The sequence below is a fragment of the Bacteroides sp. A1C1 genome (genome assembly GCF_004328515.1).
GTDB lineage: Bacteria > Bacteroidota > Bacteroidia > Bacteroidales > Bacteroidaceae > Bacteroides > Bacteroides uniformis.
Map to the genome: position 1 here is coordinate 1,377,712 of NZ_CP036491.1, position 26,181 is coordinate 1,403,892.

Annotated in this window: 13 protein-coding genes and 1 pseudogene; 1 reads left to right on the top strand and 13 read right to left on the bottom strand. The window is 41.5% G+C overall.

The window, feature by feature from the left end; all coding sequences use genetic code 11:
- Positions 1 to 2: 2 nt before the first annotated feature.
- The 5 genes from EYA81_RS05870 to EYA81_RS19895 all read right to left on the bottom strand — a co-directional run bounded on the left by EYA81_RS05870 (position 3) and on the right by EYA81_RS19895 (position 5,259).
- The gene (locus EYA81_RS05870) at positions 3 to 269 is read right to left on the bottom strand and encodes an HU family DNA-binding protein (RefSeq protein WP_131225478.1); all 267 of its coding nucleotides are present in this window, start codon (positions 267 to 269) and stop codon (positions 3 to 5) included.
- Positions 270 to 353: 84 nt separating this feature from the next.
- Positions 354 to 1,709 (bottom strand): immunoglobulin-like domain-containing protein, encoded by a 1,356-nt coding sequence (locus tag EYA81_RS19485; protein WP_131225479.1) that lies wholly within the window; start codon positions 1,707 to 1,709, stop codon positions 354 to 356.
- 53 nt (positions 1,710 to 1,762) lie between these two features.
- On the bottom strand, positions 1,763 to 3,034 hold the full coding sequence (locus tag EYA81_RS05880; protein WP_131225480.1) for an energy transducer TonB: 1,272 nt from the start codon (positions 3,032 to 3,034) through the stop codon (positions 1,763 to 1,765).
- Positions 3,035 to 3,051: 17 nt separating this feature from the next.
- Positions 3,052 to 4,536, bottom strand: coding sequence for an energy transducer TonB (locus tag EYA81_RS19490; RefSeq protein ID WP_227201753.1), 1,485 nt, complete (start codon positions 4,534 to 4,536; stop codon positions 3,052 to 3,054).
- 501 nt (positions 4,537 to 5,037) lie between these two features.
- Complete coding sequence (locus EYA81_RS19895) at positions 5,038 to 5,259, bottom strand: transposase (protein ID WP_227201756.1); 222 nt, start codon at positions 5,257 to 5,259, stop codon at positions 5,038 to 5,040.
- 1,601 nt (positions 5,260 to 6,860) lie between these two features.
- On the opposite strand from EYA81_RS19895, the gene EYA81_RS05905 reads away from it, so the two are divergent.
- Positions 6,861 to 7,478 (top strand): hypothetical protein, encoded by a 618-nt coding sequence (locus EYA81_RS05905; protein WP_242672410.1) that lies wholly within the window; start codon positions 6,861 to 6,863, stop codon positions 7,476 to 7,478.
- Between the two features lie 506 nt (positions 7,479 to 7,984).
- Here EYA81_RS05905 and EYA81_RS05910 read toward each other — a convergent pair.
- The 8 genes and pseudogenes from EYA81_RS05910 to EYA81_RS05945 all read right to left on the bottom strand — a co-directional run bounded on the left by EYA81_RS05910 (position 7,985) and on the right by EYA81_RS05945 (position 26,150).
- Positions 7,985 to 10,762 (bottom strand): alpha-L-fucosidase, encoded by a 2,778-nt coding sequence (locus tag EYA81_RS05910; RefSeq protein ID WP_131225482.1) that lies wholly within the window; start codon positions 10,760 to 10,762, stop codon positions 7,985 to 7,987.
- A 13-nt stretch (positions 10,763 to 10,775) separates the two neighbouring features.
- A pseudogene (locus EYA81_RS05915) lies at positions 10,776 to 13,096 on the bottom strand (beta-N-acetylhexosaminidase).
- Positions 13,097 to 13,119: 23 nt separating this feature from the next.
- Positions 13,120 to 14,697: a sulfatase gene (locus tag EYA81_RS05920; protein WP_131225483.1), complete on the bottom strand. Its 1,578-nt coding sequence runs from the start codon at positions 14,695 to 14,697 to the stop codon at positions 13,120 to 13,122.
- A 251-nt stretch (positions 14,698 to 14,948) separates the two neighbouring features.
- A complete protein-coding gene (locus EYA81_RS05925) occupies positions 14,949 to 16,838 on the bottom strand; it encodes a RagB/SusD family nutrient uptake outer membrane protein (RefSeq protein WP_131225484.1) in 1,890 nt (629 codons plus the stop codon).
- A 35-nt stretch (positions 16,839 to 16,873) separates the two neighbouring features.
- Positions 16,874 to 20,086, bottom strand: coding sequence for a TonB-dependent receptor (locus tag EYA81_RS05930; RefSeq protein WP_131225485.1), 3,213 nt, complete (start codon positions 20,084 to 20,086; stop codon positions 16,874 to 16,876).
- Between the two features lie 234 nt (positions 20,087 to 20,320).
- Positions 20,321 to 22,804 carry a glycoside hydrolase N-terminal domain-containing protein gene (locus EYA81_RS05935; protein ID WP_370293365.1) on the bottom strand — a complete coding sequence of 828 codons (2,484 nt, stop codon included), beginning with the start codon at positions 22,802 to 22,804 and terminating at the stop codon, positions 20,321 to 20,323.
- Entirely contained in the window at positions 22,791 to 23,081 is a 291-nt protein-coding gene (locus EYA81_RS05940; RefSeq protein ID WP_131225487.1) for a hypothetical protein, read from the bottom strand. Before EYA81_RS05940 ends, EYA81_RS05935 begins: the two co-directional genes overlap by 14 nt.
- Positions 23,082 to 23,699: 618 nt before the next feature.
- The gene (locus EYA81_RS05945) at positions 23,700 to 26,150 is read right to left on the bottom strand and encodes a glycosyl hydrolase family 18 protein (protein WP_131225488.1); all 2,451 of its coding nucleotides are present in this window, start codon (positions 26,148 to 26,150) and stop codon (positions 23,700 to 23,702) included.
- Positions 26,151 to 26,181 lie beyond the last annotated feature (31 nt).

Genomic DNA, 26,181 nt, shown 5'->3' on the forward strand with positions numbered 1-26,181 from the left:
AATTAATCTAAAGAAAAGTCTTTGGACGGTTTGAAGTGGGGAACATCATGGGCCGGAACAATCATGGTAGTATTCTTAGTGATATTCCGGGCCACTTTCTCTGCACGGTGTTTCAAGATGAAGCTGCCAAATCCTCTCAGATACACATTTTCTCCGCTTGCCAAGGACGCTTTCACACTCTCCATGAATCCTTCCACTATCTGAAGTACTTCTTTTCTACCTGCTCCCGTTTTCAGGGAGATCTCATTTACAATTTCTGCTTTTGTCATAATCTTATCCGTTTTTTAAAGGGTTGCAAAGATACGGAAATTCATCCAATACCAGAAAATATCCGGATATGATAAGGGGTTTGCCTACTCTATTCTGAATTCTGCCACCATAAACCATTTTTCTTTAGAATCATAAAAACCTATTTCCTTATATACCCTATAGTTTCCAGGTCTGTTATCATTAAAAAGAGGATAAAGATTTGCTGTAAATTGATATTTTTCCCCTTGTCCAACTCTAATGCCTATATCAGTCCAAGCATTGTCGCCATTCAGTAACAGCCATTGGTTGCCTTCTTTACGTGCCACCATATAATCCTCTCCAAAGAACAGGACTTCGGAATTATTATTATTCAGATCCACCGACACACTTTTCGTGCCTACCGGATAAACAGCGCTATCTGTTTTCATAGATATTTGCAGAGTATCCAAGAATGCAGGTGCTGTAAAAGGTGTTGCTGATTGAATTCTTCCATGATTGATAGCCGAATAACTAACAACTTTTCGCCTGAACATTTCCTGAAAATACAGTGAATTGTTCATTAATGATACTCCAATAGTATCATTGTCATAAATACCTGTACTTTGAATGTTTTGTGCTGTAGTATCTTTTTCATCATCCATTCTGTCCATCCAATAATCATCAATCCGTTTTCTGATTTGTTCAACTCCTTTCGTATCCACCATTTCAAATTCAGCATAAGCCACTTTCGTATTCCTATTGAAGGATTTGTAAACACGATATTTCCCTGGACGATTGGGCACTTCAGAAGTATAAAGTCTGATTGTCTGCTCATGGGTGGGACAGTCCGGTGGAAATATCCATAAAACATCATTCCTGATCGGATTGGTCGGTAGCGCTTCCCATTTTTTTTGCCTTTCATTGTAATAGGTAAGACTGTAACCTTCACCACAATCATATTCATAACGGGAGTGGTTGGTTATGATTACTTTTACTTCCGTTGTCGATAACGGATAATAGTCATATTCAGCACGCATTGAAAGGGAATCAGGGTTTATGGCTTCTCCTTGAGGAATATCCCGTGGTATAGGACTCAGCACTATATTTACAGACTGTCCGAGAGAATCCTCTTTTATCGGAATGATCTCAGGACCAAATGTGATATCCGACATTATATTGAATTCCAACAACGGAGAATCAAAAACATCTTTCTTGAATGCCGATTTAAAGGCCTCAAAAGAATCTTCCGGTATATCCAGAAAGTCAATGGACACTTTGTCTTTGGTCAGACCTGCCCCTGAACAATGAAAGCGTTGTTGCAGGATGGCATCGGATTTAATAATGCTGTCCACATACCGATGTAAAGCGTATAGTTCCTTTTGTAAACGAATGCTGTCTGTTTTCTCTCCCTGTCCTTTCCTGGAAGAATCGGAATGGCAAGAGCAAAATAGTATCAACGATATAAAGAGTAAATATTTCATCGTTATCTTCCATTGGGTTAATATCACATCGCCTTATCAAGTTATTTCTGATGTCACTCGGATGAAGTTATTTCAAACTCCGCATAGGCTACTTCTTTGGCATCTCTATTATAGAATGTTTTATAAATTCGGTATTTCCCCGGACGATTGGATATTTCAGAAGTACAGAGTTTGATTGTCTGCCGATGAGGGGGATATTGGGGCAGCAATACCCAACCAATATCCTCAATAGTTGGATTGGCAGATATTGTTTCCCATTGTCGTTTGCTGCCATTATAAAAAGCAAGGCTGTAGTCATTTCCACATGTGTACTTTTGCCGGGAGTGATTGGTGACAAATATTCTCACTTCCGTAGTTGGCGGCGGATAGCAGGCATATTCAGTTTTCATGGAAAGCGAATCGGGATTCATGTTTTTCCCGATTGGAATATTACAGGGTACCGGATGCAATGTCTGTCTCATTGATTGTGGGGCTTGGGGGATCTCTTTTGTTTTATCCAGCCTGAAAGTTACCGGAACTGTATATTTCACCTTTACAGCTTTCCCTTTCAATGTTCCGGGTTTCCATTGGGGAAGCGTTTTTATGATACGTAATGCCTCTTTATCTAAAAAAGGGTCAACACTTCTCACTATGTTAGGTTCTGTTATGTGACCGTCTTCATCTACAATAAATTGAACAGTAACCCTTCCTTGTATTCCCTTCTTCCGTGCTTCTGCCGGATATTGCATATTGCCGTTGATGAATTGCAACAGTTTATCCATACCACCGGGAAATTCTGGCATTTGGTCGACTACATTATAGATTGGTTGCCCAACAATTTCCTCTTCCGGAGGTAAAGTATCTTTCTGCCGGTTATCGGAATGCCTTCCCAAAAGTTCAATAGTATTATTTTGTAATTGGAATTCAGCCATTAAAGTATATTTTCTGTTATATCTTCTTATTGTAAGAAAAAAACGATAACGGCCGGGAATATGCCTGAACAAATCCGCATTATAATAATGTGTATTGCCTTGAAAAAGTACAGTTTCTACATCAAATACAACAAGCTGCATAGGAACTTCTCTCCATATACCTTTTTCATCCTCATAAGTGTAGTCGTAATATCCCCCAAAGTTAATCTCAGTTCCACTATTGTTATGTAATACAAAAGTCACTTGTTTCTGTCTGGTGGAATATACAGGGTATTCGGGATGCAAAGACAATCCGAGGGTATCATTTATTCCTATGCTATTGTTTATGGTATCCACAATCGGATTATGTTTAGGTTTGCTTGTACATCCGACCATCAAAACACAGAGCAGTATGGTTACAAATATCATTTTCATGGCATACTTTCATTATTTCAGGTAATTTGACTAGTGGGAGATTCAAATCTTATCGGGAACGTGAACCTTACTTTCAGATTCACTCCATGCTGATTGCCGGGTTTCCATTTTGGCATTATCGAAACGATACGTAATGCTTCCTCACATAAAGCGGCATCAGCACTCAGTACAGGATTGACGCTACGGAAAATTCTGGGCTGTATCACACTTCCATCCTTGTCTATAACAACCTGTACAATAATCCTGCCTTCCAGTCTGCTTTGTCTTGCAGCTTGTGGATACCGGATATTCTGTCTTATAAACTCCATCAGTCCAGGCATACCACCAGGAAACTCAGGCATATTCTGAACAACATCAAATATATCATCCTCGCCTGAAGGTGCCTTATAATCCGAAGACCGTGCGGGGCCTACTGGAATAGGTTTGTCCCTGGACGAAACCTGATGAGAGGTATAGGCTTCAAACCATTGATGGATTGTATAATAACATTCCTCATTCTCATTATAGGCCCTGATTTTCAAAAGATAATCACCCGGTTGACAGTTATCAGGGAAATCAACACCTATCTCGGCTGTTTCCCCTTTTTCAAGACAAAGGGCAACCGACTCCTTATCCACGTCCTTATCGGGAATCTTATGTAAATTCTTCTGTTTATCCTCCAGATAGAAATCTGCTTCACCTTTATATATCAGATTATATTTAGGACTGACAATGGAAATATAAACCTTGCCTCCGGAAATGCTTGTACCATTTACTATGATATCCTCACTTCTTTCATGGTTTATCCGGTTTTTATGCTTGCCCAAAGAAACTTTGACCACTCCTTCTGTATCATCTATCAAATGTCCCCATTTTACAAGCCTCGCATTCTTTGCAGGAGGAGCGGTATCCACGGGAGGAATATATTCAATTTCGATGGCTCCTGTATCTTTCGGATCTTGTTTGGGACCCTCTTCAACTATTATGGGTTGAGTCCGATTGTATTCTTTAGGCAATACAGTATAGAGTCCCTGTTCATCTTTCAATATTTTATGACTGCCCGATTCCAACCATTTATTCCATTCATTGAACAAATCGGATATGAACAGGTACAAATCTTCTGAAATATGGATTTCTTTACCGGATTTGATATTGAATTTCAGTCTGTCATTCTCCACAGAAAGAAACTTCCTGGCTCTATCCAACGCTTTCAGGTAAACAATCTGGTTAAAGGCGTAGTTCTTGTTGAAACCTTCTCCTGTATACATATCTATTGCAGCATAGGACATTGTCCCTCTTGCTCTAAGGAAAGTGGTATCGGTTATAGAAGACTTATACCTGTTCGCCTCTTTCCATAAATTCTCTCTCTCAAGTTTTATCAGACTGTCCGTTTCATTATCTACAGGAGATATTTCCTCAAAGACCGTGTCAGTAACATCAGCGTGGCTCTCTTTATTACTTTTTCCATTACAACCGGTCAGAAAAAGACAACATACTAGAATATATAGCATCTCTGTTTTCATATGTCTATAGTATTAATGGTACCTCCCATTGATTCATGAAACTTCCTTAAAGATAGAGATATTATCCGGATTTTGAATAGCATTTGATTCCTATTTTTCGATACCCTGCTTTAAAACAGTTCTTTTGGAGGCAGGTATAGGTATAAGATATAATCAGGGGGTTGGCAGAGCCGGAAGTATGGAACGTAGTGAAATGTTATACATAACTGGAAGACAAGGTGGAATAAATAAGTGTGCAAATGATGTACAAAAGCTTAAATAGTAAGCATTTATGTAAATAATTTATTCCATCCTACGGCTATGTATCATACTCATACTTCGTCTGTACTTCTGTCTCTGACTTACCCCTGATTATATTACTATGATGGTTGATAAAATATTTCCATGAAACGGGTAAGGCAAATGAGAGTGTTTATTTATCACCATATTCTTAACCGGATAAGTTCTTGTACCTAATCTAATATGTGGGAGAAAGCCCATCCCTAAAGGGATGGGAATGAATCATTCCCTTATATTACACTTTTTTTGACTTTCAATATATCGGATGATAGCACTTTCTGAATAGAATCGGCTCCACAAAGCAGGTATATGGTTCTTCAAGTGAATAGACTCTTCCCAGACTTTGAAGGATGTATATCCTTTCTGTCGGGAGACAATATGCGCCGGAGAATCGGACGAAGTAGCCTTGATGAAGAGGCATACACGATCGGGCATGACTTCCATCTTTTCCAATTACCATCCGTTCTTTGCGCTACTCTCTGACAAAAGCTGCTTCAACTGGGTTTCCACTTCGCCAGACAATATCTTTCTCCGGTATTTTGAACACCAGCCAGCTTTCCCACATCGAAAAGACACAGAAAAACTTGAAGTATGACTCAATCAGCAGGAATTATGGTCCCCTTCAAACCCAAAGACGGAGGACTGCACTTATAAGCAGGGGCGATACAATCTCCGAAAAAGAGAGGACACCACACCCAGAGTAAATCCACAGCTTGCAGTAAAACTGGTGTTTCAAGAATTGAAGCGTACGGAAGCCTGTAAAATGCGAATAGAGGACATAACGGAAGTATAAGTGGATATGTCGGAACTTGAAAAAGCCGAGATAGAGATAAGAGAGGCATTGAATGAATATTGCTAAGAAGTAAATAGTTTTTCTCCACTTAGTCTTATATGATGATTTATCATTTAGATTAGGATGCCTTTTTCCATAAGTATAAAAAGCCCCATGTCGCAAAAATAAAAAGAGGTAATGCAGCAATTATAAAACTGTTATGTTCCCATGTGGCAGAGCCAAATAAGCATATGAATAAAACGTATGCTATAATTAAATATATTTTTTTCATTAGGATGGTTTTCGTTATAGTTTTTAACAGTGGCATTCTCCGCTTTCTTGTTAGAGTAGTCTTACTTTTCTTCTTTGAAGTCAATTAAGTGAGTATATTACAAGTAGAAAATGATAGATGCTATAAATGATGTTGCAATGGTACCAATGCTTAATCCTTCAAAATAGAAACTGAAACAAAAATATATTACAAAGAAAATTGCAGTTTCAGCCAATATGTTTTTTATACTCATAAAATTTTAAAGTCAATTTGTAAATGCTTGGCGAAAGTATAATCGTTAAAAATAAATTGTTATTAATGTTTGTAAAGTTTTACCTATTTAAATTCCGTTAAGCATTTAAATGAATGGTAATGTAGAATAAATTGTGTCATACCGGTCTATTATTGATTTTACATATGCAACAATTTCAGGTATTCAATCTGGCCAATGGAGAGTAAACGGAGCGCAATCAATTTTTTTCTCTTTGAAACATATCATTTATAAGTAATTTCCTTCATTCTAGCAAAAAAAGTTGATTTTGGGATATAATATTTTCTCTTCTTTCGCTAGTTGTAGGCTCACGCCGCCTGAGTGGATATTATGAAGATATAAACAATAGTACCTCCTATCATATAATCTGCCTCCGGTCAACTGTCTGACCAGTACCGTACAATATTTTCCACAGTTTGTTTTATGTCGATATTTTTTCAAATAGATAATATTGCTGCAATAATAGAATGCACCTTGAATACCGTATCGGATATAAACGGATAACAATCCGGACAATAAAAAGGGAGGTTGTAAAGCTTCATATTCTTATAATAGAAGAGACACACCTTACTGGATACTGTGCTGGACATGAAGAATTTCACCACTTCCTGAAGGTGTGCTTTCTTGGGAACAATAACTTAATTAATAATTTGATATGAAAGAGAAAATCAAGAATCAGAGAAGTGCCGGGAAGATTATTCCACTGCACTCAAAATTTACAGAGCTGACAAATGATGTCAGCAGAGATACCGGAGTTCTATATGGTCAAAAGAGAAAGGAGGTACGCCATGCCGAATTGGTGTGATGTGGAATACAAGTGTGTCGGTGACCCGAAGGAAGTAAGGTCACTGCACGGGGTATTGGAGTATATTGACAAATGTAATACTTCAATCATAAAGAACGATTTTGGCAAAGGGTGGCTGGGGAATCTGGTTGACAGGCTTGGCGGGGACTGGACGACGTTCAACTGCCGTGGGGAGATAACCGGTTACGGGCTGGACGACAACGTGCTCACGATCAACCATTATACGGCATGGCACGAGCAGTCCAGACTCAGGGAAACCATAGAACGGGTATTTCCGTCCGTCAAGGTATATTTCCGTGAGTGTGAACCTGCAAACAATGTCTGTTCTACCAATGATACGACCGGCATGTATTTTCCGGAACCTTACTGTCTGGCCTCCTTTGACAACCAACCGGAGTTTTTCATGACTATCGGAGAGGCCGCCCGATATGTTTCCGGGATAGTGAGGAAAAGGGTGCCTTTCAAGATGAAGGCCATAAACAATGCCCTGAAGGGATATATGAGATTGCCGGGTAATCAGGACATGTCATATTCCTTCCATTAAATTAGGATAGTGACGTAGAATCGATAAGACAACAAGAGAAATTGGGTTTAATGTCCGGTTTCTCTTATTTTTCTTTGGTTGTGAAGCTGTATCTTTTTAAGAGTGATTCTCTGGGAATGTGCTCCACCATTATCCTATACTCTATGACCAATTTGGAAGTCACCCAAACAATACCTTGAAATCCCTCTCTAGTTCTTTTCAAAACTAGGAAACAATTTATAATCATTGAGAATTTGAATAAGAGACTAGAAAGTACCGTAAATCAGAATTTTCATTCTGTCTAGACAATATTGTAAAAATAACATGCCTTTCTCTTAACCAGATTTTGAACTCTATATAAAATATCCATACCACCCCTCCCAATTGTTATAAAATATTCTCCTTGATAAAATGTCAAAAGTATAGTTCAAACAACAAAAAGTTTCTTATATATAAATATTAAGAGGGATACCTTGCCTTTACATAAAGGACGGTATCCCAATTCCCATTTTTAGCACTTATTAGTTTTAATAATATTTTACAGAAGGAACAACAGTTCCTTTATATTGCTTATTGACATAAACCCGTATCCAATCTATGTACATACAAGGCATGGCATTTTTGTCCCACTGTGCAGGTTTCACAGCTCCTGCCCATGCTTCGGGATTAGTTGAGATGCCGGTGCTAAAAATCATGAAGAAACCTTTAGGATCACTCCACGGCCAATCAATATTACCATTTTCCCCTCGTTTGTGCTCAAAATAAGTAGTTCCATTTACCCCACCTACTATACGGTCAGGATACCATTCCAACCAATAGATATTCCATTTTGACATATCTTTAATTTCAATAGACGAGGTAACACTTCCTGTACCACCAATTACACCGGCATAATGATTTTCCGAGTGCAGGGTGAAATGAGCACGATTGTTCAATTTCTTTTTGGGGTTCTCTAAAAGATCTATCTCACCATTGGCAGGCCAAGGGAGATTGTTATTTCCCATAAACCACAATGCATCGTTAAATCCTACATAAGCATTACGTTTGAATCGCACCTCAATGCGCATATTTTCTGTGAAATTACACCACTCCTCACTACTTCCAGGCAGAGCAGTTCGATAACATCCATGCGAAAATTTTACACGCTTACCAAAACGATTATCTACTGAATCGGTTTCTTCTACACTACGAATCTGTAATACACCATTCTTCACTTCTGAACAACGACTATTATCCACCCGAGCATCACGACTCATGTGCTTACCTTGATGTTCAATGAATCCCAATGGCAATCCATTACGGGTATCCCGTTCCAGAAATTCATGCGCAGTGAAAAAGCTCCATCCATCCACTGATGGATGTGCATCTCCAACTTTTAAATCGAGCGGTGCACCAGGAATAGGATAGACTGTAGATTCATCATCTTTAGCAGGCAAAGCGATAGCGAATATTCCTATTTCAGCAATCGAGGTATATGATTTTCCGTTTATTTCGACAAGAGGAACCAGACGGAAGAAACGTCCTCTATAACTTTGTTCAAAATGTACAAAATAGGTTATAGGATTGTTCATAATGTTACTAAACTCCCCAGCTGTAGCACACGTCTTCCAATGCGAACCATCCATACTGACCTCAAAACGATATTTGTAGATAGTCCCTATCAAATTGTCATCTGGAGCAGGTGTATAACTGAACCCGGTGATTTCCGCATCACGTCCCAAATCCACGGTCAAAGGCTTCAGTCCTTCGGCACGCCATACGGTCTGTACATTTTTATCGAAAGCCTTGTTCATACTTTCATCACCGTCCAAAGGTTTCCACTTGCTAACCGGAATACTACCCAACTGAATAGCAGCACTGTTGTCGGTCAGCGGACGTGCATAAAAGAGTCCGGTACGTAGGATGTGAGCCTCATTGCGCGATGATTGTATCGTCAGACGGATTTTCTCGGGTTGGCACTCTGCGAAACGCACTAATCGTTTGTACCCCACCGTAGTACCTTCGGCCAAAGTCTGCCAATTGCCATCCATGTAGCCCTCCAGCAAAAAGCTTTCCACACGTTGGCCTTTGGTAATGTCCTCCTGAATCATAAACGTATTGACCAGAGCACCTTCCTGAACTGCATATTCTTTCGATGCTCCCGATAAAGCATTCCACTTTTTCCTTCCTTTCTTCAGATAATCCTTGTCAAAAGTGTTTTTAAGATAAGTAGAGAACTCCTTTAGCCGGCGACAGTCATTTTCATGAATCAGTCCTTGTTTATTGGGTGGAATATTAAGCAACAATACCGAATTGTAACCCACCGACTTGAAATAAATATCCGTGAGATGGGCAAGGGATTTCACACGATTGTCTTCTTTTGAATGATAGAACCAGCCCGGTCGGATAGAGACATCCACCTCCGAGGGAAACCAGAAAAGTTCTTTAGCATGTGCCACAATCTCCCGACTGCCTAAATCCTTTGATTTGCCGAAAACCCCGAGTTCTTTATTTTGTGCAACGGCGCGGGAGTAGATACCAGGGGTCAGCACTGTTGCACTCCACTCTGTTTTACGCCCGATACCTTTTTCATTGCCTACCCAGCGGACATCATCGCCCATAATGGCAGTCACAGCTTTGGGTTGCAGACGTCGGATGGTGCGCTCTATAGCCTCCCAGTCATAAATTTGCTTCTTACCATTGGGACCTTCGCCATTGGCACCATCGAACCATACTTCATGCACTTCCCCATAATCAGTAAGCAATTCCGTAAGCTGTTTTATAAAGAATTGATTATAAGCCTCCCCTTGCCCATAACACTCGGCATTGCGGTCCCAGGGTGAAAGATAAACACCAAACTTCAAGCCATACTTCTTACAAGCATCCCGTAATTCACGTACCACATCTCCCCGGCCGTTTTTCCAAGGAGAAGATACTACGGAGTACCTAGTGGTCTTGGTGGGCCATAAACAAAAACCATCATGATGCTTGGCAGTAATGATAGCCATTTTGAAGCCCCCCTCTTTCAGAGCACGTACCCATTGCTCACAATCCAATTCGGTAGGATTGAACAGGGCCGGGTTCTCCTTGCCATCTCCCCATTCCCGTCCTGTAAAGGTGTTGATACCAAAATGCAGGAAAGCTGTCAGTTCCATCTGCTGCCACTCCAACTGCTGAGGAGTGGGCACCAGTCTCGAGGCCATTTCTATTTTTTCCTCCACAGTAGCTTGTGGCGGAAATTTCACATATTTTTCGTAAAATTCCTGTGCACCGGACTGTATATAACAGTTCAACAACACGAGAGCTAAAATAACTGCTTTTTTCATGGTCGTTCTATTTCTACTCAATAATAATCTCATCGATACATACTTTCGTGGTTTGTCCTGGACGGACGTGCGTCTGCGGATTTGTTCCAGCCCCATAGGCAACAATACGCACAAAACGCGATTCATCGTTCAAATCAAACCGGATCTCCTCTGCAAACATACCCTCTCTGAAGATTTCGGCATCCTCAAAAAACTGCTCAGCTATTTTACGATATTGCTTGTCGTCCGCCGAGAGCCATATCTCTATCCTACGTGGTTTATGAATACCCATACCATAACTGTTATTGATTCCCAATGATACTTTTTTCATTCGGATATTCATTTTTAAGTCAAGGGTGATGAGAATGGTATCATTATCAGTCCAAGAAGCCCATTCGAAATCAGAGCTTCGAACGCTTCCTCTCACACCGTTGACCAGTACATTACTTGCAGAGCTGTTGGTATATACCTTGCATGCGGTCGCTTTGTTGAAAGAAATCGGTAGCGTCAGTGTTTCCCCCATGCGCATTCCATTAGAGAAAGTTGCACATTTCAGCACAGTATTCTGTTGTACAGTCAATGGGGAGGCATAGTGCGGAGATTGAGCTGTGGGTTCACTTCCGTCCAAGGTATAAGCTATTTGCACGTCGGGTCGTATACAATCTAATACTACTTGCAATTTGCCGTCGCGAGCCTTTACCGTATGCTGAATATTATACATGGCGCGGGATACATTCACCCCCTTTACGGCAAGCCGTTTGGTAAAACAGTCCAACGCATTCAAGAAACCCTTCCAATCTTTCTTCTCTGTTGAAGTCCAGGCGACTTCTGCCACAGCCGCCAATCGGGGGAATAACATATACTCCACATCACTTGTCTGATTACAGAATTCTGTCCACATAGAGCCCTGCACTCCCATCAGCAATGATTTTATGTCATCATTCCAGCTTGGCTGTACAGGCTCATAGCCATAGACATCTTTCAATGTATTGTTTCCAAAATAAGTATAAGGTTCGAACCACTGAGGCCCTTGATAACGGATAAGATACATCACACGAGCAGGAGTCATCACAAAGCGATGCCCTTGTCTGGCTGCTTTCAAAGCAGCATCCCCTAATCCTCTCCAACCGAAGACAATCGCATTGTCAGGAATCTGTGATTGGGTCAATTCGTCCCAACCCATCACTTCGCGCCCTTTGCTTTGTACATACTTGCTCATACGACGCATAAAGTAACCCTGCAAATCCTCTTCATTGGACAGTTTTTCTTCTTTCATCCGTTTCTGGCAGAGCGGGCATTGTTTCCAATGCGTTTTCCAGGCTTCATCCCCCCCAAATGAATGTATCGGGATGGGAAAAGCATCATAACCTCGTCCAGCACCTCCTGCAAAAAATGATACACTTTTTCATTGCCCGCACAATAAATGATGTCGGCATGATTACCTCCGAGGCCGGGCAACACACCGATGAACTTGTCCACCACAGGGCAAACGAGCATGGGATAAGCAGCCAGTGCCGCATTGCTATGTGCCGGCATATCAATTTCGGGTATGATTTCTATACATCTGGCAGACGCATAAGCTACAATCTCTCGTATATCGTCTTGAGTGTAAAAACCTTTTTCCACGGTAGGCTCTCCCTGCCGCTGGTTGTGCCGCTCATGAAAAAGCAATCCTTCCCGTTCTACGCGACGGGAACCGACAACTGTCAGCAACGGATGCTTTTTTATCTCAATACGCCAACCGTTGTCATCGGTCAAGTGCAAGTGAAGCGTGTTTAGTTTCAGCATCGCAATACAGTCTATCAGCCGCAGAAGATCTTTCTTCGGCATAAAATATCGGGCCACATCAATCATGACACCTCTATAGCCGAAACGAGGACTGTCGTTCACCGTAGCAGCCGGTACAGTCCAGCTGACATTCTTTGCCCGTTCTTCCCCCTCCAGCTCAGGAGGCAGAAGTTGACGCAGACTCTGAAATGCATAAAATGCCCCTTCCTTGCTTGAGGCATACACATCAACCCGCTTAGGAGTGATAACCAGCCGATAAGCCTCCTTTTTCAAGGAAGCATCCGAGCGAAGGCATACGTCTCCTTTTTTTTCGCCAGCTTTCACTTTAGGAATAAAACCTGCTGAGCCTTGAAACAGCAAAGCAAATTGCTCTGCCACAGATATCATAGCCGTATCTTCTACAGCAATTACCGTACTGACCTTAAACTGAAAGCACCCCTTTTCAGGCATAACGCTGAGCGGTGCCGGTACAACCTTTAATGTATGCATATTTCTTTCTGCACCGGTGACGTGAAAAGTGCTGACATACAAAAAGGACAGAATCAAGATGAAGATGTTATTTTTCATTTCTACGTTTATATGGTAAAAAGTTATTCTATATCATGTTCAGGCGAAAAGCGTACAGGATCATCGTACTGTTCCTGCAATTGCAGCATGGTTTCCTTCAAACTGTCTACGACAGACTCATAAGTCTTATTGTCGTACAAATTGTGCATTTCTGCAGGATCTTCTATCAGGTCATATAATTCCCAGACATCAATATCATTGTAGAAATGGATAAGTTTGAAACGGTCAGTCCGCACTCCGTAATGGCGTTTAACCTTGTGCTCTGCCGGGTATTCATAAAAATGATAGTATAAGGCTTTGCGCCAATCCACCGGATGTTCCCCTCTTAGAAGCGGCAGCAAAGACACTCCGTGCATATCCTCAGGTACGGAAATACCGGCTAAGTCCAGGAAGGTGGGTGCATAGTCTATATTCTGTACCATTTCGTGTATTTCACCTTTGGCATTCAAGCCCTTCGGCAGATGCATAACCAGCGGCGTATGCATGGACTCCTCGTACATGAAGCGTTTATCAAACCATCCGTGTTCACCCATATAGAATCCCTGGTCAGAGGTGTAAACAATCAAGGTGTTTTCCATCATTCCTTTACTTTCCAAATAATCCAGCACCCTTCCTACATTGTCATCCAACGACTTTACCACTTTCATATAATCTCTCATATAACGCTGATACTTCCATTCCGCCAATTCCTTTCCCTTCAGGTTACGCTTATAGAAATCTTCCGTAATAGGAGCATAGAAATCTTCAAACTGCTTGCGCTCCAGCGAGTCCATACGACTGAGCATCCATGTATATGTTTTTTTCAGACGTGAATCTTTCCCCTCCTTGAGCATTTTCAAATCATAGATAAGATCCATATCCTTGGCAATGCTCATTTCCTGCGCAGCCGCAGCCGCACGTCCTTCGTACTCATCATAGAAATTGTCTGGCAACGGGAAAACCTTGTCTTCATAAAGCGGCAGGTTCTTGATTTCCGGTAACCAATTTCTATGGATAGCCTTATGATGGATCAGCAGGCAGAATGGTTTATCCTTGTCCCGCTGATTTTCCATCCAATCAATACTCATATCTGTAATAAGATTCGTGATGTACCCCTTTTTGCGAATGGTATCATTATCCATATTTATAAAATCAGGGTTGTAGTAATTACCTTGGCCGGGAACAACTTCCCAATGATCAAATCCGGTTGGAAGACTTTCCAAGTGCCATTTTCCGATAAGAGCGGTCTGATAGCCGTTTTCCCTCAATATCTTCGGAAAAGTCTGTTGAGTACCGTCAAAGACACAGGTACTGTTGTCATAAAACTTATTGCTACAACTGTGCTTGCCTGTCAACATACAGGCACGGCTGGGTCCACTGAGGGAATTCGCCACAAAACTGTTGGTAAACTGTACACCATCGGATGCGATACGATCCAGATTGGGAGTATGTACATAACGACGGTCATAACAGCTCATCATCTGAGCGGTGTGGTCGTCGGTCATAATATACACAATATTATACGGTTTGGTATTCTGTTCCTGCTGATGTTGGCAAGATACAAGTAAGGGAGACACTGTAGTTAGCTCTGCTATTGATAAGATCAGATGTGAAGTTTTCATACTATTGGAATTACAAATTATGGTTAATACATACTATGTCTTTGAAATCTTTTGCAAAAGTAGCCAGCTCCCTACGTAGAAATAGCCCTATATTGACTATAAAAACTCCAATAATCACTATTATAGCTGTTCTCCCATTTCAGTACACGACAAATTCCACCAGAAAACACACCTCAAAAAAGAGGCACAGAATGAATTTACACTCCATGCCTCTAGTATAGCCAGCAGCAGTTGCTGCTCATATTCCAATATTAGTAACCGAAGTTGTTCTGATCGACAGTAATACCTTCATTATAATTGATTTCAGACAGAGGTATCGGCAACAACAGGTTCTTCTTCAAAAAATCTGGTGTCAAAGCCCCACCTTCCACTTCATTATAAAGACGATCCTGCTTGTTGTTTTTCGTTTCCTGATAAACCTTCGCGGATTCCTTGGTTATCTCATGGTTATTATGCTTTTCCAAAGCTTTCTTCAAGAAATCAACTCCTTTCAAACGAACCATGTCATACATATTGGGTTCGCCTACAAACTCGAAGATACGTTCATAGTAAAGTTTCTCTCTTACTTGCCCTTGTGTCAGGCTCTTCGGCCAGTCAGCTGGCTCTTTAGCACCCGCTACTGACTGACGAGCACGTTTCAACACTTCATTAGCCAGTTCTATGGCACGATCCTTATTGCCCAACTCATTATATACATCAGCCATCAAGAGTAGCATTTCCGCATAACGATAGACAATCAAGTTCTTGTGGCTGCGTGTACCCGTAGCTTTCTTATCAAACATCTTTCCGAAATAAGGAGATGCATGCTCTTTACCGGAAGCAGCATAATCCTTTTTTACGCTTTCACCAATCCGGGCCAAACGGGTGGAGTCTTTCAATGCTTGACCTGTCAAAGGAATATTACCCGTGTTCATCTCCTTGGCCTGTTTAGTATAATCGGCAAACTTAGCGATAGAAGGATTGGAGGGGTCTGCCATATCTGCATAAGGCAATTCCGCTACAAAATCCTGCTGAAGGGGCTTACCGCTTTCCATAACAGGTTTGCCATTCTTCATTACATAAACACCTTTCACCTTATAAGTAATATAGGGATAAGAGTAGGTAGAATCATTGGCACAAGGTTTGTCACCCTTTTGAGGCACGTCATTGGCCTGATTATTTTTATGCTGCCGCCAGCTGGTAAGGAAACTTACTGCAATACGGGGGTCACCGGGATAGGTGGCACGCATCCAATCGTAAAGAGCCTTGGTGGTCTTATACGTACCCCAAGCTATACCGCTGTTGGAATGAGCTGGGGCAAAACGGTTACATGCACGATTGAACACCAGCGTAGATTCTGCATTATAGTTCAACTGGAAGATGGACTCCTTGCTACCATTAACATGGTCTACAAACAAGTCTGCAAATTTAGGCTGTAACTGATACTTGCCATACACTTCATCGAACATAGCCTTGGCATTGGTCAAGTTAGCCTGCTTGTCAATGTCCAGACAGGCCATCTTGTGATATACTTTTCCCAAATAAGCTTTGGCGGCCAATCCAGTGGCATAACCGTCGTTGGGAGTCTCAGGCAAGACCAGCGCAGCCTTGAAATCATCGATTATCAATCCGAACACCTGTTCTTTAGGCGTACGCGGCATGGCGATACCATCCGAAGAAGATGCTGAAGTACGCATAGGGACATCACCAAAATGCGCTACCAGATTGTAGTAAGCAACGCCTCGCAGAAAATGAGCTTCTGCTCCCAGCTTGCTTTTTACATCATCAGAAAGATTACTTTTATTTAAATTATCCAGAAAAGCATTTACCTCGGCTATGACTTTGTACATGCCCTGCCAAGCATAATCCACCTGCGTGCTGGAGGTCATTACATTCAAGCTAACATTAGGGTCTTCTCCAGAATTACGGTTTGTCCATCCAAAGCCGGAAGCACTGATAGGCAGCTCCTGCCACTGCTGTCCATAGCCATTCGGAGCGGCCATATAACCATAACAGCCCAACAAGGCTTGTTTAGCATTGGATTCGGTACTGAAAATCACCGAATTATTTTGAGAATAGAGAGGCTCTTCGTCCAAACAGCCGGTAAACACTGAACTTCCGGCGATCAGAAAAGAAAAAGCAATATATTTAAGATTCTTCATATTATTCTATCATTTAAGTTGTTAATTCTATGAGATTAAAACGTGAGGTTCAAACCGAAGATGTAAGAACGCGGCGTAGGATAAGAATTCATATCTACACCCGGACGGAGACCATCGAAAGCGAAACTATTTACTTCTGGGTCATAGCCGCTATAATCTGTGATGATAAAGGCATTCTTTACACTGGCAAAGACAGACATATTCTTCATGCCGATTTTGGAAATCAACTTCTTGGGCAAAGTATAGCTCAAGGTAATGTCTGAGCAGCGGAAGTAACTTCCATCCTCTACATAACGATCCATAATCATGTTCTGTACCTCAAAATTAGCAGAGGGGTAAAGATTGCTGTGATTTTCTGCCGTCCACATGCCTTGATAAGCTTCCGAAGTGATATTGTTGGACTTCATACCCGGCGTGTTTACATAACGGTTACCGGTGTTAAGAATGTCACGTCCCTGCACACCGTTGAAAGCTGCTTTCAAAGTCAGCGATTTCCAAGAAAGACTGGTTTGGATACCATAGGTGAAGTCTGGGTTGGGGTTGCCGATGATATCTTTATCCTTATCATCCACCACACCGTCCTCATTTCTGTCTACAAATTTCACATCACCGGCCTTCAAGGTCTGCCCCATTGCGGTCTTATAATACCCTTCTGTACCATCGGCTTTGGTATAACGGATACCCTTTCCTTCTACTACATCTTCTGTCTGCACGATACCATCAGTCACATAACCGTAGAACTGTCCCGGAGCTTCACCAGCCAGGAAGATATGACCTACACCGAAGTGGTCTCCCAAAGAGTTGCCCAGATAACCCACTCTTTCGCCCAATGCACCAAACTGTCCGGGCAACATACCCAAATCACCAATCTCTCCTTTGTTGATGCCTATATTTCCGCTCACATTCCATTTCCAATCTTTATGGTCGACGATGCGGGCGTTCAGTGAGAATTCCACGCCCTTATTGGTCAACGAACCTTGGTTGTAATAAGTGGAAGTGAAACCTGCTGAGCCCGGAAGGTCACGACTGATGAGCAAGTCTGTAGTTTTCTTGTTATAGACATCAATGGTACCGCTCAATCGTGAGTTCCACAATCCAAAATCCACACCCACGTTCCAGGATGCTGTCTTTTCCCATTTCAGACTATTATTAGCCAAGTTTGTGATAGTGAGTGTATTCAAAGCATTACCTTGTTTGTCAGCATAGATAATAATACCACCACCATACATGGCAAAAGTAGAATAGGGATTGATACTCTGATTACCGGTTACACCATAGCTGGCACGAACTTTCAACTGATTCAACCATTTCAAATCCTTCATAAACTCTTCCTGTTCCATCCGCCAAGCAACAGAAGCAGATGGAAAATACCCCCACCGGTTGCTTTTGGCAAACTTGCTGGAACCATCGGCGCGAATAGATGCAGTAATCAAGTACTTTTCAAACAAATTGATATTTACACGTCCCAGGTAAGACAGCAATTGATAGTCCTTTTGGATAGGTGTCTGATATTCGCGTGAGCCGGCCATGTGCATACCGTTTTCGCGCAGTTCCATGATAGAGAACTTAGTACCTACCACATTCTTGTTCAAGAAGTTATAATCTTCATAAGTCATACCGGCTGTAGCATCCAAATGTCCCCAAGAACCAAGTTTTGTATTATACATAATCAGGTTTTCCACCGAGTAGTTACTCTTATCCAGATTAGAGATAGCTAGGTAACCTTGGTTGTTCATACCTTGATAAAGTTCCAATCCATACCAACGCTTGCGCTCGTTCATATTGATATTACCACCGCTACGGAGGTTGTAACGCAGAAATTTGTTGATTTTCCAAGTCAAATCCAAACTGGCATTGAAAGTCTTGTCATCCGCCAAATCCACGTAGTCGTTCAGCCAACTGAATACGGTAGTCTTGGCTTCCTGATCAAAAGCAGGGTCATCCTCCGGCATTTCATAAGGAGCATAGTCCAAAGCCGTACGAGAGACTGCACCGGTAGAACCACCCAACGTATTACCACCGGCCATCATATCGTTCTGGCGCAGCGAACCAGCCAATGACAGACGGAGAGAAACAGCTTTAGAGAGTTCGGCATTCAAATTGGCACGTATATCACCTTGTTTCAATCCGGTCTGCTTCACCGTTCCCTCAATATCCTTGAAATTGGCTGAGATATAATAAGTAGTCTTGCCGGTACCACCGTTCACGGAAACAGAGTAGTTCTGAGAAAATGCGGTCTGATAAATCTCTTTCTGCCAGTTGCGTTCGGTCAGCACGTGATAAGATTCCGGTTTGTTGGGATCATAAGCTCCGGTTGCATCACCGAATACATAACGTATTTCATCACCGACAAAGTGGAACTGCCAGTTCTTCTCATCTGCCTGACGGGAATTACGATACAAAGCATGCTCGCGCAAACTCATCATATTTAGGAGTTCAGAAGGTTCAGCTATCGTAAAATTAGCTGAAGCACTTATCTTGGCCTTTCCTTCTTTACCTTTCTTAGTAGTAATCAAGATAACACCATTAGCACCGCGAGAACCGTAGATAGCAGTAGAAGAAGCATCTTTCAAAATAGTAATATCTTCAATGTCAGCGGGATTTAAAGAAGCCAAAGGGTCTTGGGCTATCTGGAAGTCACCGGAGATACCGGAAGAGGCAAATTCACCGGTAGAGGCCTGCGGTATGTTATCAATTACATACAAAGGCTGGTTATCGCCGCGCAAGGAGCTGGCACCGCGGATAGTGATGGAGGAAGCTGCACCAGGTGTAGCCGAAGCAGTATTTACCACCAAACCAGCCACCTTACCGTCCAACAGGTTATCGATAGAAGTAGCTTTCATGGCTTCATCGCCATCCGGACGCATAGTGGTCAACGCACCGGTCAAGTCGCCTTTACGAGCCGTACCATAAGCTACCACCACTACTTCATCCAATTGCTGAAGGTCATCCTTTAACGTTACATTAATATTAGCACGGTTACCTACTTTTATCTCCTGCATAGCATATCCGATAAAAGAGAACACCAATACAGAATTGGAATTTGGAACAGAAACAGTATAATTACCATTAACATCGGTTATTGTACCAGTAGTGGCACCTTTTACTTGTACGTTTACACCAGGCATCGTTTCCCCATTAACATCGTACACGATACCTTTCACTTGAATGGCCTGAGCGAAAGCTGTGGTTACAGCCAACAGACATAGCACCATCATAAGCATCACCTTTTGAAGTCTTTGTCTCATAGAATTAAATTTAAATAAATGTTATTGTTTAACGCTGCAAAATTGCAAAACAATCCTAAAATTGAAGTACAAAAATCACTATTAATTGGTCTAAAAATCACTATATTTTCATTTCGTTTTTGGGGAGAATTCAAAACTTCTGAAATGAAGCATTTGTGTCCATTTCATCGGGATTATATTCATTTTCAACTAGAAGAAGAATTCATAAACTTTACTTATACGGATAAGAGAAATCTATCGTTTATCTAAAATTAAACAACCATTCTGATAGGATACACAATACGTTTTCCCTTTTTGGGTCTTGAAAATCAGCACAGCATCCTGATATCTCAATGTACAAAGTGTTCCCGCATAGGAAGTTATGTCAACTTGTTGCAGGTTTCCATCTTTCCAGCACATATCCAATGCAAAATTTCCACGGGCACGAAGTCCGGAAACAGAACCGTCACTCCAAACATCGGGCAGAGCGGGCAGCAAATGAATGAATCCCATGTGACTTTGAAGCAACATTTCCGTAATGCCGGCTGTACCACCAAAATTTCCATCAATCTGGAAAGGTGGATGCGTATCCCAAAGATTGTTTAATGTTCCATTTTTTAAAAGATTCCCCAAAAGTTTATAAGCATGATTACCGTCGTGCAGGCGTGCCCACTGATTAAGTTTCCAACCCATGCTCCAACCAGTTGCTCCGTCACCACGGTGTTCCAGCACAATTCTAGAAGCTGCAGAAAGTGCAGGAGTAGTTACCGGTGATACCGTATGTCCGGGATGCAAGCCAAAAAGATGGTTCACATGGCGATGTTGGTCTTTCGGATCATCCATATCACTGGACCATTCCATCAGCTGGCCATAGCGTCCAATTTTATAAGGAAATAACTTTTCCAATACATGCTTCCATTGCTTACGTTCTTTGGCATCCACCTGCAATACTTTGCTGGCATCAATCGCATTGAGAAGGATTTCACGAACTACTGCATGCACGAACGTTGCCCCTTGATCTATAGGACCATGCTCTGGAGAAGTTGATGGAGCAGCTGTATAGGTGCCATCAGTCTTTTTCCACAAATAGTCCATGGCGAAATTTGCACTGCTTTTTATTAATTCGTAACCTATTTTTCTGAGAAATTTTTCATCTCTGGTGTAATCATAGTATTCCCAAATGTGTGTTGCTAACCAAGGTCCTGCCATCGGATTGAAGTTCCAAGACATCTTCTCACTTTCTAACGGTGTAGTAAAACCAAAAATATTTCCTGAAATGGAAGTTGTCCATCCACGAGCTCCAAAATACGCTTGGGCTGTCTTCTCACCAGGTTTAACCAAGGTACGTATAAAGTCGATGAGCGGCCACATACACTCCTCTAAATTAGTAGAGCAAGCCGGCCAATAATTCATCTGCAAATTTATATTATTATGATAATCTACACGCCACGGACCATCTACATTATTGTGCCATATACCTTGCAGATTCGCAGGAAGATTACCTGGCCTAGAACTTGATATCAGTAGATATCGTCCGAATTGATAATATAGTTGCTCTAGATAGAAATCCTTTTGACCTTTGCGATAACGATTCAAGCGCTGGGTTATCGGTATATCACTAAATTCCGTCGAGTTTCCCAACTTAAGTTTTACACGATTAAATAGCGCAATATAATCTTTATAATGAGACTGATACAAGGTCTCATATCCTTGTTTAGCTGCATCATTCATCCAGCGAGCTGTCGTTTCATCCGGATTCACTCCCACATACGCTCTTGGATTGCTAAAGTCTGGATTGAAATTAATCAGATAGTCAGTATCAGCCGTAACCAAAAAAACGACTTCATCAGCCCCTTCGATACGAAGCTGATTATGGGCATTTGTAATAGTTCCACCCTGTGTTAAAGCCTTCATGCGCACTACATACTCCATGTTATTGTTGTCCAATCTGGCGCGATATACTAAACCATCTTTTCCTTCGGACTGCAATGTGCCAGTTGAGACAGGATTAGGTGCGTAACTGAATGTCAAGTTCTGCTTGGCTGGACAGTCAGCGCTATAACGCATCACTAAAACATTAGCTGAATAAGATATAAAGGAAGTACGCTTATACTCCACTCCATCTTTGCGGAATTGCACTATTGCACGAGCGGAGTCGAGAGATAATTCACGTCGATATCGGCTCATTCCTACACTGCTAAGCCCCGTTTCGATGTAGAATTCTCCCATTGTTGTAAAGTTCCCAAATCGAAAAGGTTCTTCTTTATAGGATTCATACGGAACTGTACTGTTGAAATTCTGACAGGTCAATCGTTCGGCTTTTTCCTGATTTCCTTCAATAAAAGCTTTACGAATATCATCCAAAATATGAGCTGACTGCTTGTTCACATTCCAGTAATAGGCAGCCCCCTTACTGGTATTCGGTCCTCCTCTCCATAATGTCTTCTCATTAAAGGTAACTCTTTCTGCTTCTATCGACCCTAAAATATTAGCCCCTATACTACCATTCCCAATAGGCAAGGATGCAGACTCCCATTCTGCATCCGGATTCTTAGCACGGTCTCCTGCTGAAATGGGTTTCTTATTCTTCCATAATTCTGGATTTCTGCCATACCATACAGCCTTTCCGTTTAATGTTGTAGGAGTATCAAACCAGTAATACAAAGGTGGTTGCGTAGTCTGGGCTTGAACGCTCAAGTTCATTAACAACCCCATACTTATAAACTTATAAATTTTCATAATACACAGTAATATAGAATTCATCTTTATAATTTGCTATCTCGAACCAGACTTTTCCACGCAACAACTTTTCACCAGCTTTTTCCGGTTCTTTTGATAACACCTGGCTGGCTACATAGCGCTTTTGATTGTTAAAATATTCATGCGATATGTCTTCGTCCACAGCAATCGTATCATTTTCATTAAACGGAACATAGTCAGTATCATTATCAGAACTGCCTGCACAATCTGTTGAATCTGTTTCTGACCGACTTTCCACTATAAAAATTCGATTCATTCACGACTATTTTTCCGTACGGAATTGTTCATGGCTTCTATTATATCACTGTCATACCATTCTGTTTTTGCATATTGATAATTGTTATACTGTCACAGCAAGACGCCGTTTTTTGCTACAGAAATAGCTTCCTAACATTAATCTTAGTCTGAAATTACAAATGGAGGTAACATTTACTATAACCTTAGGAAAGTTCATGAACACATACGGGATTATACATACTACAAAAACCAATCTAAATACCGTATCCATTACTTATTTATCAATCTCATTTATAGCGATTTAAACAAAAATACAAAAAATCGTACAAACATCGACAAGGCAAAAATTAATGACAAAACAGTAGATATGATTTTTTTCATTCGATTAATACAGATTTAAGTGATTTTTCTACCGCAAAATAAGCTATAGACGAGTTGCATCAGAGCAAAAATCACTAAAACAGCATTTCTAAAGAATTAAGAATAAATCTCATCCCCTTCACATGTGTAGTAAAACTTTGAAACAGTTTTAAGTTCAAGGGCAAGCTCTTTGTGTTGAACACAGATAAAAACCGGACATATTCCTAGAAGCAAGCAATAAAAATATTATACTTTTTTTAGAAATACAAAGGTCCTGTTACTTCTTGATCTCGTTTACTACTGCACGCTGCAAAGAAAGCGAATTATCATAGTCGCAGTCAGTAGCCAAATCCCATGACATCACACCGTGCATATACCGATCAAGCGCATATCTTACTTTTTTCTGAATAGTGGATACACTGTTTAAATAATACGTGGTTCCTTTATGGATTACCTGATCATCGATTGTATTCTTGACGGAACCTTCCTTTACCATATCAAAATAGGCTGCCGTTCCTTCTGAACCACCTGAATTCCAGTTCTTGGTGCCATAGAAAGGTAATCCTGGCACCAGCTTCTCTGCCGGAATGCCATAATTAACAGCAGCCTGCAGATGACTGGTGTAATTCTCATAAGGAAATTCTGTAGCTTTCGGACCATAGCATTGGAATGAAATCCAATCACAAACAGCCACTGCCTGGGAAGTTATCTTATAAGAGATGGGATGCAGGGAAACTGTAAACAGATAATCTGAACCAATCACTTTCCTAATTTCCTGAATCGTCAAACTATAATTGGTAAATTGGTCAGTAGTAGACGCCCATTCAAAATCCAAGTCAACCCCATCCAACTGATATTTGTCTAACACAGTCTTGATATTTTTAGCAAATGATGTACGGTTGTTAGCATTGCCTATCATGGCAGCCCAATCACCGCCAGACACACCTAGACGAAACTTGATATCCTTACCGACCAACTTCTGGCGAATGTTTTCCATGATAGTCACCCAGCTATGAGAATCCTTTCCGGGATTTTGTTCTTCATCATATTTCCAGTAAGCCTGTACCTTAGTATGGTTCCAGTTATTAAAGTTCAGCCCATCAGTCTTGACCGCATTGATTTCTGCAGCCGACATCGGCAACATGCTAAAGAAAGTTTCGTCCAGTTTGCCTCTCAGCTCAGTACCTAAATACATATTAAAATAGGCATTCATAAACGGAAGTTTCGGAAATACCGCAACTTTTCCAGCTGATCCCCCATCCACAAACAGTTCTGTACTCTTGGCTACTCCATCATGTACCAGTGCCACATGATGCCAGGCACCGGTTTGCAGGGAGGATGCAGTATAGGTGTGAGTCGTATTATCCACAAAGAATATCAACTGCCCTGCGCTCTCACCCAATTTCAAGCCCACCTTAGGGGCGTTGGTTCCATTCTGTTTTTTAAAAAGGAAAGAGCCAGCATGCCATTCATCAAGATACACCCATGTAGCAAATGTGAATTTCGGGAACTCACCGGTTGCTTTATTCAAGATATCAGCTCTCGCATCCAATTGTGCTGTTCCATCCAGAGAAACCACACCTTTGCGATCTGCATAGCTGGTCATCCAGGTAGCACCAGCTGGGAGAGAGAAAGAACTCTCGGGTATTTCAAAATACAAAGGGCCACCAAAATAAGGATTAGCTACCAGATAAATCAAATCATTGCAAGTCTGCAGACTTTTAGTAAAGATACGGCCAGTTTCATAGAAACTGGTACGGATATACGAACTATTGATAAACTGTTTGGGATCTGTCAGTTCGGGAGTTTCAAAAGCTGCATCCACAGAGACATTCACCTGTGTCTGTACTGCCGATTCTGCAATATCCGAACAAGTAAGATTGGTGCGATAGTTCGGAGAGAAAGGCACAAACTCCACTTCATAAGATGTGTCTGGTGTATCTGTTGTCTCTGCTACACTGAACAGATTGATAGTTACATTATACAAACTACTGCCTTGTTCGTATTTGCTGGGATCAGCCAGCGGATGAACAAACAGATAGTCGTAAGCAATGCGATTATTGTCGTCACCAGTCAAAACGGATGCTGCAAATGTCTGCGCACTAGCCTTTCCCACTACATCAGCAGCCAGTACATTATAGGCAGTATAGACATTAGGGTAACTGATTTGCACAGACTTGACTCTAACAACCGGTTCTTTCGTCCGGATATTCATCATAGCCAACGGACGTTTCAAGGTCAGTTCAACCGGAGTACCTGCCTGAACATCTTTCTTCACAGCACAGAAAGCATCTTTGGCTGCTGTGTTCAAAGCCCATTTAGCTGTATTCATAGACACGTTCTGCAAATCGGCAGTGATGTAGAATTCATCATTTACATTATTCAGATTTGCATTGTCCCCCCCACTGCTTACGTAGTCAGCCCAAGCTAAAAATATATAATTTTTGCCGGGCATCAAATCCAATTCGAAAGTAGAAGACGTCTGGCAGAGATGGACCTGTTTTGCGCCCAAAGTCCCTTCTGCTTCCTGTTCGTAGGCTTCCAGAATGTAACGTAAGTGATAACCGTTCACCTGTTGAGGGGCTGCCTGGTTACGAGTAGATACATTCACTTCGGGAGTCAGACGCACTACAGTACGTTCTGACAAAGCCACTGAATCTGTTTCATCAGTACAGCCGAACCCCAAAAATGTCATTGTTGCCAACATTAACCATACTAGTTCTTTCATAATACAAATAATGATTTATAGGTTTATAGAA

Bases quoted from the DNA above. Each gene is read 5' to 3' on its own strand.
- EYA81_RS19895 (WP_227201756.1), bottom strand. From the start codon at position 5,259: ATGGAAGTCATGCCCGATCGTGTATGCCTCTTCATCAAGGCTACTTCG.
- EYA81_RS05935 (WP_370293365.1), bottom strand. From the start codon at position 22,804: ATGAAAATTTATAAGTTTATAAGTATGGGGTTGTTAATGAACTTGAGC.
- EYA81_RS05925 (WP_131225484.1), bottom strand. From the start codon at position 16,838: ATGAAGAATCTTAAATATATTGCTTTTTCTTTTCTGATCGCCGGAAGT.
- EYA81_RS05910 (WP_131225482.1), bottom strand. From the start codon at position 10,762: ATGAAAAAAGCAGTTATTTTAGCTCTCGTGTTGTTGAACTGTTATATA.
- EYA81_RS05880 (WP_131225480.1), bottom strand. From the start codon at position 3,034: ATGAAAATGATATTTGTAACCATACTGCTCTGTGTTTTGATGGTCGGA.
- EYA81_RS05905 (WP_242672410.1), top strand. From the start codon at position 6,861: ATGATGTCAGCAGAGATACCGGAGTTCTATATGGTCAAAAGAGAAAGG.
- EYA81_RS19490 (WP_227201753.1), bottom strand. From the start codon at position 4,536: ATGAAAACAGAGATGCTATATATTCTAGTATGTTGTCTTTTTCTGACC.
- EYA81_RS05930 (WP_131225485.1), bottom strand. From the start codon at position 20,086: ATGAGACAAAGACTTCAAAAGGTGATGCTTATGATGGTGCTATGTCTG.
- EYA81_RS05940 (WP_131225487.1), bottom strand. From the start codon at position 23,081: ATGAATCGAATTTTTATAGTGGAAAGTCGGTCAGAAACAGATTCAACA.
- EYA81_RS05920 (WP_131225483.1), bottom strand. From the start codon at position 14,697: ATGAAAACTTCACATCTGATCTTATCAATAGCAGAGCTAACTACAGTG.
- EYA81_RS19485 (WP_131225479.1), bottom strand. From the start codon at position 1,709: ATGAAATATTTACTCTTTATATCGTTGATACTATTTTGCTCTTGCCAT.
- EYA81_RS05945 (WP_131225488.1), bottom strand. From the start codon at position 26,150: ATGAAAGAACTAGTATGGTTAATGTTGGCAACAATGACATTTTTGGGG.
- EYA81_RS05870 (WP_131225478.1), bottom strand. From the start codon at position 269: ATGACAAAAGCAGAAATTGTAAATGAGATCTCCCTGAAAACGGGAGCA.